Source organism: Candidatus Pelagibacter sp. (assembly GCF_052049775.1).
Classification (GTDB): Bacteria; Pseudomonadota; Alphaproteobacteria; order Pelagibacterales; family Pelagibacteraceae; genus Pelagibacter.
Window position 1 is genome coordinate 1 of record NZ_JBNGZH010000040.1, and the last position, 4,370, is coordinate 4,370.

Below are 4,370 nucleotides of genomic sequence, written 5' to 3' on the forward strand. Positions count from 1 at the left end.
TAAAATTGATATTGATAAGGATGGCTTAACATCAAATAAAAAATACATAACGTATTTTTCATTATTTACTTTAATACCGTCAATTTTAATTTCAATTTTTTCCTTATTTCTTTTTTCTTTTGCTCTAGAAAAGTACTTCGATAAGAAAGTTACAACTGTCGTAAATAATTCCTATGAACTTGCTAAAAATTACGTTGAAGAAGTAAGAAATAAAATTCAATCAGATATAATTTTGATTGCTTTTGATACTAATAAAAGTGCAAATTTTTTAAATGAAAATGCAAAGGAGTATTTAAGGTTTTTAAGGACACAAAAGTTAATCAGAAATGTCGATGAAATTCATATTATAGATAAAAATAAAAAACTATTATACTCAACTGAGAAAAAAGAAAAATATATTCCTCCTGTTGATAAAGCGCTTAATTTAGTTCTTGAGGATGATAGACCATTAAAGATAATTGACACTAAAGCAAATATTTCAGCTGCGATAATGAGATTACAATCATCAAAAGATAGATTTATTTATGTGGTAAAATTTTTAGATAAAGATATTTCGAATTATTTAGCTGAATCTCAAGAAGCTATAAATTTTTACTATACTGTTGAGGATAGAAGCACAGGCATAAAAATCACCTTTTTTATCATTTATATTATAATTGTTTCTTTGTTATTATTTATCTCTATTACAATAGCAATTAGATTTTCATCAAGATTTTTTAGATCTATAAACAATCTTATATTAGCATCAACAGAAATAGGTCATGGAAACTTAAACACAAAAGTACCAGAAATCAAAACCGATAAAGACATGGAAGTATTGAATAAAAACTTTAATTCTATGATTAGTAGACTAAAAAACCAGCAAGAAAAATTAATTATAAACGAGAGATATAAAGCATGGGGAAATCTATCAAGAAAATTAGCACATGAAATTAAAAATCCTCTTACACCAATACAATTAACAATAGATCGAATTAGAAATAAATATTCGAAACAAATAACCGATGAAGACCAACAATCATTTAAAGAAAATCTAAAAATTATAAACGCTCAAATAAAACAAATAGAAAATTTAGTAAACGAATTTTCTGATTTTGCCAGAATGCCAAAACCTACTTTAAAGAAAAATGATTTAGTAAAGTTATTAAATGAAAATATCAAATTATTATCAGAGGTTAATAAATCCATTGAAATAAACTTAAATAAAAAAGATGAGGAAATATTACTTGAATGTGACAAAGAACAAATTTCAAGAGTTTTCATTAACTTGATAAAGAACTCTATTGAGAGCATTGAACAAAAAGTTGAAAAAAACCCTGATTTTAAAAAGAAAATTTTAATTGATATTTCATCAAATAATGACCATATTTTAATATCAATAGAGGACAATGGTGTTGGTTTTGATAAAAATAATATAAAGGAAATTTTAAATCCATATTACACAACAAAAAAAAATGGAACTGGACTAGGCCTATCTATAGTAAATAAAATTATTAATGATCACAAAGGTGAACTTGAATTTATTCCAATTAATAATGGTGCAAAAATACAGATAAGATTTTATTTAAATGACAATAGAAATATTAATAGTTGATGATAATGCGGATATAAGAAATATCCTAAATGAATTAATTGTTGATGCTGGTTACAAAACTAGAGTAGCAGCTAATTACAATCAAGCATTAAAAGAAATAGATAAAAAAATGCCTGATGTAGCTATCCTAGATGTTAAATTAGATAAAGGTGATAATGATGGAATAGAGTTATTATCTCATATCAAGTCTAAAAATAAGGATGTCCCAGTAATTATTATTACAGGTCATGCTAATATTGAGATGGCAGTAAATTCATTGAAACATGGTGCATTTGAATTTGTAGAAAAACCTTTTGACCAAGCTAGATTATTAAACTTTATAACCAGAGCTGTTGAAAATCTTCAATTAAAAAAACAAAATAAGGATTATGAAAATAAGTTATTTTCTTCATATGATTTAATTGGTGATAGTAAAAATATATCTACAATACGAGAACAAATAAAAAAGATATCCTTAACTGAGAGTAGGATTCTTATAAATGGGCCATCAGGTTCAGGAAAGGAATTAATTGCAAGAAAAATTCATAAAAATTCTAAAAGAGAAAAAAATCCATTTATTATTCTAAATGGAGCACTTCTTGACTCAGAAAAATATGAACAAGAATTATTTGGGGAGGAAAAGAGTGATGGTTCCATTTCATATGGCGCTTTAGAAAAAGCTAATAAAGGTACCTTACTAATCGACCAAGTTTCTGAAATTCCCTTAGTCATTCAATCAAAAATATTAAGAGTTCTTATTGATCAAAAATTTAAAAGATTGAATGGGAATAATGATATCAATGTTGACGTTAGATTAATTTGTTCATCAAGTAAGGATTTAAAAGATGAAATAAAAATAGGCAATTTTAGAGAAGACCTTTATCATAGATTAAACGTTTTTGAAATTAACATTAAATCTTTAAACGAACGAATTTCAGATATACCTTTGCTAATAAGATATTTCTCAAAGATGATTTCTACAAATTACAATATTAAAGAATTAGATATTGATGAAAATGACTCATATATTTTGAATCATGATTGGAAAGGCAATGTAAGGGAACTAAGAAATTTGATTGAAAGAATTGCAATTTTACAACCTGATACAAAAGACAAAATTTCTAACATTGTAAAAGAGTCTCTAAAAAGCGACAATTATGATGATAAAATTGGTGAAAATAGCTTATCTGTGCCGTTAAAAGAGGCTAGAGAAAACTTTGAAAAAGAGTATTTAACTATTCAACTTAAAAAATTTAATGGGAATATATCTAAAACAGCTAACTTTGTTGGCATGGAGAGAAGTGCTCTTCATAGAAAGCTCAAAGGCTTAGGAATAAAAGAATTTAACTAAAATGAATATAATCATTTGTGGTGCTGGTAGAGTAGGTTTTACTATTGCAAAGTTACTGAGTGAACAAGGTCATTCAATAACAGTTATTGATCAATCTAGTGAGGATATCCAAAAAATTAATGATAGTTTAGATGTTAAGGCAATCGTTGGAAAAGCTACATATCCATCAATACTTGAAAAAGCTAATGCTGCTGAAACAGATATGATTATTGCAGTTACAAGAAATGATGAAATAAATATGCTTATCTGTCAAATTGCTTTTTCCATATTCAATATTCAAAAAAAAATAGCAAGAATTAGATCACAAGACTATCTAAACCCAAGATTTACAAGAGTTTACAATAAAGAAAATTTACCAATTGATGTGATTATTTCTCCTGAAATTGAAATTTCTAAGTCAATCCAGAGAAAATTAGAGGCGCCAGGTGCATTAGATAGTGTGCCATTTGCTGACAATAAAATAAGATTATTGGAGATATTCATTAAAGAAGATTGTAAATCTATTGGTATTAAGTTTAATGAACTCACAAATAAATACCCAAAATTAGAGGCAAATATAATTGGAATAAATAGAGATAATAAATTTTTTATTCCAAAAAAAACAGATGCTGTAAAAAAAGATGATAAAATTTATGTAATTATTAATTCGTCGCAAATGTCAGAAACTCTTGAAGCATTTGGTCATGAGGAAAAAATTTCAAAAAAGATTTTGATTATAGGTGGAGGAAATATTGGTTTTAATTTAGCTAAGAACATTGAGGAGACCTTAGAAACAGTTCGAGTTAAAATTGTTGAAAAAAATAAGGAGCGAGCAGAGTTCTTAGCAAATCAACTTAACGATGCGATTGTTATAAATGGTGATGGTTTAGATGAAGAAGTTTTAACTGAAGCAAACTTAGGAGAAGCTGAAACTGTATTAGCTCTAACAAATGATGATGAAGATAACCTGATGGTCAGCGTGTTAGTTGAAAAATTCGCTAAAGATCAAAAAGATATTGAAGATAAAAGAACAATGGCATTAATTAATAAACCAAATTATTCACTTCTTCAATCATCATTAAAAATTGATGATTTAATTGACCCAAGAATGACGACTGTTTCAAGTATTTTAAAACATATACACAAAGGAACAATTGAAAATGCTTATACTTTATCAGATGGTGAATACGAGGTAATTGAAGCTGAAATAATTGAGACTTCTGAACTAATTAACAAAGAAATTAAAAATTCTAATTTACCAGATGAATTAAGAATTGGCGCTGTATTAAGAGATAAAAAAATAATTATACCTAGATCCAATTTTGATTTTAAAAAAGATGATAGAGTTGTATTTATTGTTAAAAAAGACTCTATATCTTTTGTTGAAAATATCTTTAGATTAAGTTCAGTATAATTAGATGTTTGGATTGCAAATTAAATATCTAAGTTTCTTTTTTGGATTAATTT

3 protein-coding genes are annotated in these 4,370 nt (G+C 26.3%); all 3 read left to right on the forward strand.

Annotation, left to right across the window (positions count from 1 at the left end; genetic code table 11):
* Positions 1-1,594 (forward strand): ATP-binding protein (locus ACTT83_RS05480; RefSeq protein WP_440919097.1); only part of this gene is annotated, 1,594 nt, incomplete at its 5' end.
* On the forward strand, positions 1,569-2,924 hold the full coding sequence (locus ACTT83_RS05485) for a sigma-54-dependent transcriptional regulator (RefSeq protein ID WP_440919098.1): 1,356 nt from the start codon (positions 1,569-1,571) through the stop codon (positions 2,922-2,924). The genes ACTT83_RS05480 and ACTT83_RS05485, both read left to right, overlap by 26 nt.
* 1 nt (position 2,925) lies before the next feature.
* Positions 2,926-4,317: a Trk system potassium transporter TrkA gene (gene trkA / locus ACTT83_RS05490; protein WP_440919099.1), complete on the forward strand. Its 1,392-nt coding sequence runs from the start codon at positions 2,926-2,928 to the stop codon at positions 4,315-4,317.
* The last annotated feature ends 53 nt before the right edge of the window (positions 4,318-4,370 follow it).

Excerpts from the sequence above, each read along its gene's own strand:
- ACTT83_RS05485 (WP_440919098.1), top strand. The coding sequence starts at position 1,569 with ATGACAATAGAAATATTAATAGTTGATGATAATGCGGATATAAGAAAT.
- trkA (WP_440919099.1), top strand. The coding sequence starts at position 2,926 with ATGAATATAATCATTTGTGGTGCTGGTAGAGTAGGTTTTACTATTGCA.